General features: G+C 32.5%; 4 protein-coding genes. All 4 read right to left on the bottom strand.

Annotated features, from left to right (window positions below):
* Positions 1 to 23 precede the first annotated feature (23 nt).
* A complete protein-coding gene (locus tag KHW44_RS07390; protein WP_304067853.1) occupies positions 24 to 872 on the bottom strand; it encodes an aminoglycoside 6-adenylyltransferase in 849 nt (282 codons plus the stop codon).
* 5 nt (positions 873 to 877) lie between these two features.
* Positions 878 to 1,522 (bottom strand): HAD hydrolase-like protein, encoded by a 645-nt coding sequence (locus KHW44_RS07385; RefSeq protein ID WP_304067850.1) that lies wholly within the window; start codon positions 1,520 to 1,522, stop codon positions 878 to 880.
* A 149-nt stretch (positions 1,523 to 1,671) separates the two neighbouring features.
* Positions 1,672 to 2,847: an ABC transporter ATP-binding protein gene (locus tag KHW44_RS07380; protein ID WP_304067848.1), complete on the bottom strand. Its 1,176-nt coding sequence runs from the start codon at positions 2,845 to 2,847 to the stop codon at positions 1,672 to 1,674.
* A gap of 9 nt (positions 2,848 to 2,856) precedes the next feature.
* The coding region (locus tag KHW44_RS07375; RefSeq protein ID WP_304067845.1) for an ABC transporter ATP-binding protein at positions 2,857 to 3,771 on the bottom strand (915 nt) is incomplete at its 5' end.

Raw genomic sequence — 3,771 nt, 5'->3', positions numbered from 1 at the left:
CTGGTTTGTACAAACCAGTTTTTTTAATCGTACGATCTTTGCCATATATCTCTAATTTTTTGCATTATATCGCGGTCAACTCTCTTAGGATATTCATATCCCAAAAGCTCTGCCACGTGAAGTCCCTGTTTTCTGAATAGATCACACGATTTAAACAATGTACTCCACAAATTTTCTAATTCTGGAAGTGGATATGTTTGCAAATATCTTTCGTAATGATCTTTTGGAAGATAAGTCTTGATGTATTCGTAGTTGTATCCAATATTTACATTGAAGTCGTAATTGCTACCAATGTAGTAACCAGTCATTTTATCTACGTTTTCTCTGACATGATAAAACATTTGAATGGCGTAGATTTCTTCCTTTCTGTACAAGCCTTTCGCAACATTCAATGAATTTATGAACATTTGATTAACAAGTGATTCAAATTCATGTTTAGTTGGCTTTAAATGTCTAAAACAGACGTCTGATTTCGTGCTATTTCCAACTAAAACTTGGTCTTTGTCTACCAAAATTTCTGATTGACTATCTTCATTAATATAAGCTTGCATCGTGTTTTCTTTTATGAAAAATATTCTGATTTTAGAAATATCATTTAGCACTATTGTGTAGCTTATGTTGTGCGGATTAATTTTATTCGTATAAGTTAATTTGTCAGATTTTTCTAACATCAACACATCGCCGAATAAGTTTTCAATGAAATGTGAATCCTTAAACTTTTCAAAATCACTAACGCCGAAAACAAAGTGATAATCAGTGTTTTCGTCCTTTTTTAAAGTAGGATTAAGTCTTCTTCCCGTTTCTATAAGGCTTCTAACTTCTTCATTTTGTTTTGAAAATTCTATAACCGTATTTTTAATATTATTAACCATTCAAATCACCTATCATTTTGATTAATCACATATTGATACACATCAATTGGTTTTTCTGCAACATAAACAGAATTTTCGTATTCGTCTGCATTTCCAAATCCATATCCTGCAGCTATTGCTTTAATATTATTAAGTCTTGCCCCTTCAATATCGTGATGTCTGTCTCCAACCATAATCGATTCTTCTGGTTTTATACCAGTTTTATCAATTAAATAAGCTATTACATCTTCTTTTTCAACTCTAGATTGATCCATAGTCGCACCAGCAGTATATGAAAAATATTTCAACAAATTATTATCCGAAAGAATTTTTCTGGCTGAAGATTCAACTTTGCTTGTAGCCAAGTAGATTTTATATCCATCATCATAAAATTGTTGTATAGTTTCTACAATTCCATCGTAGAGTTCCATTTCCTTCATGCCTTTTTCGAAATAGTAATCCCTGAAATCTTCAATTCTTTCTTTGGATTCAGTCTCACTAAATCCCAACTCCATGTAACTGTCTTTCAAAGGTGGTCCTATAAAAGATATGAGCTTACTTTCATCGTATTTAAAATTTATTTTATCCAAACTAAACTTAACAGCATTTACAATTCCCTCATAGGAATTAGTAATAGTACCATCAAGATCAAATATTATATTCTTAATCATAATTCCCCTCTCAATTTATTATATCATAGCAAATTTACTATGGTGTAATTATAAATTTATTTTAACACCAATGATTATTTTATCATATATTTGATATTGTGTTTGAATTTTAGGCAAAACAAAACCCCGCACATGGCGGGGAATATAATTTATTTTGTCATTCCTGTAGAGTCGATATTTCTAGCTTTTGCTTCGTCATCTAATCTCTTATCCATTTGTTGATCAGCTGTTGTTTCTTCAACATTTTCTTGAACTTCAGATTGAGGTGCACGACTAAGCTTAGTATCTTGTTCTTTCATAGCTCTTATACCTTCGTCTAATCCTTTATCGAATAAGTGACAAGCTACAAAGTGTTTATCTGCTACTTCTTGTAATACAGGTCTGTCTTTTTTACAGATTTCCATTACATAATTACATCTTGTACAGAACTTACATCCTTCTGGCGCATTAATTGGTGAAGGAATTTCTCCTTGTAATTTAACACGTCCTTCGCTTGAAACATCTGGATCTGGAATAGGAATTGCAGAAATCAATGCTTTAGTGTAAGGGTGAAGTGGTTGATTATAAATCTTAGTGTTAGAAGATACTTCGACCATACTACCCAAATACATTACGCCTATTCTATCTGAAATGTGTTTTACCATTGATAAATCGTGAGAAATGAATAAATAAGTTAATTTCTTTTCTCTTTGTAATTCAATAAGTAAGTTAACAACTTGTGCTTGAATACTTACATCAAGCGCAGAGATAGGTTCATCACATACGATAAATTCTGGTTCAACAGCTAAAGCTCTGGCAATACCAATTCTTTGTCTTTGTCCACCAGATAATTCGTGTGGGAATCTTGCTCCGTGTTCAGCGTTAAGTCCTACAGTTTTTAATAATTCTGTAATTCTGTTTTGAATATCTTTTTCTTTCATTTCAGGGAAGTGAACTCTGATACCTTCTCCAATGATATCACCAATTGTCATCTTAGAATCAAGTGATGAGTATGGGTCTTGGAAAATCATTTGAGCTTTTTTCTTGAAAGATTGTTTTTCTTTTCCACTCAATTTTGAAGTATCTTTTCCTTCATAAATAACTTTACCGTTTGTAGGTTCGTATAAGTTAATAACTGTTCTTCCGCATGTAGTTTTACCACATCCAGATTCTCCTACAAGTCCGAAAGTTTCCCCTTTATATATTTTTAAATTTACATTTTCAACAGCTTTTAAAGTCTTGTTCTTACCAACTTTGAAAAACTTATCCAAGTTTTCTAAATCAACAAGCACTTCTCTGTTTGAATAATCTATGTTTTTATCTTTAATAACGTTAGTTTCTGACATAATTCACTCCTAATAAGGTCTTTCAACTTTTGGTGCTTGTTCGTGTGTTAACCAACATCTGCAAACATGATGATCTGAGTATCTTGTTTCAGGTGGTTTCTTTTCTCTACAAATTTGCATTGCATAATCACATCTTGCCGCAAATGGACATCCTGGAATTTCCATCAATAAATCTGGTGGAGTTCCACCTAATGAATACAATTCATTATCTTTTGATGAGTCAAGTCTTGGAACGCTCATCAACAATGCCCATGTATATGGGTGATGTGCATCTTTAAATATTTCTTGTACAGTACCAGTTTCCATGATTTCACCGGCATACATTACTTGAATTCTGTCTGCAAAGTCAGCTACTACACCTAAATCGTGAGTTACAAGAACTATAGAAGTGTTTTTAGTATCTCTTAATTCTCTCATCAAATCCAAGATTTGGGCTTGAATAGTTACATCAAGTGCTGTAGTTGGTTCGTCAGCCAAGATAACATTAGGGTTACATGCCAATGCTATGGCAATCATAACTCTTTGTCTCATACCACCTGATAATTCGTGTGGATATTGTTTAACACGTTCTTCAGCATTAGGAATATTTACAGTCTTTAACAATTTAACAGCTTCTTTTTTAGCTTCATCTTTTGATAAATCAGTGTGCAATAAAAGAGACTCTGTAATTTGTTTACCTATTTTCATAGTTGGATTAAGAGAAGTCATAGGGTCTTGGAATATCATTGATACATCAGAACCCTTGTATTGTCTTAATCTCTTCTTATCCATGTTAAGAACTTGTTCATCCATATATTTAATTGAAGATGGTTCTTTGATAACTGCTGATTGAGGTAAAATTTGAAGTATAGATTTACTTACTACTGTTTTACCACATCCAGATTCACCTACTAAAGCCAAAGCTTCTCCATCGTAGATGTCAAA

The sequence above is a fragment of the Finegoldia magna genome (assembly GCF_018371055.1).
GTDB lineage: Bacteria > Bacillota > Clostridia > Tissierellales > Peptoniphilaceae > Finegoldia > Finegoldia magna_I.
Note: the sequence above shows the minus strand (reverse complement) of the source record. Positions and strands in the feature narration are given on the sequence as shown.

What these genes read in the sequence shown, in the direction of transcription:
- KHW44_RS07390 (WP_304067853.1), bottom strand. Translation starts at nt 872, where the DNA reads ATGGTTAATAATATTAAAAATACGGTTATAGAATTTTCAAAACAAAAT.
- KHW44_RS07385 (WP_304067850.1), bottom strand. Translation starts at nt 1,522, where the DNA reads ATGATTAAGAATATAATATTTGATCTTGATGGTACTATTACTAATTCC.
- KHW44_RS07380 (WP_304067848.1), bottom strand. Translation starts at nt 2,847, where the DNA reads ATGTCAGAAACTAACGTTATTAAAGATAAAAACATAGATTATTCAAAC.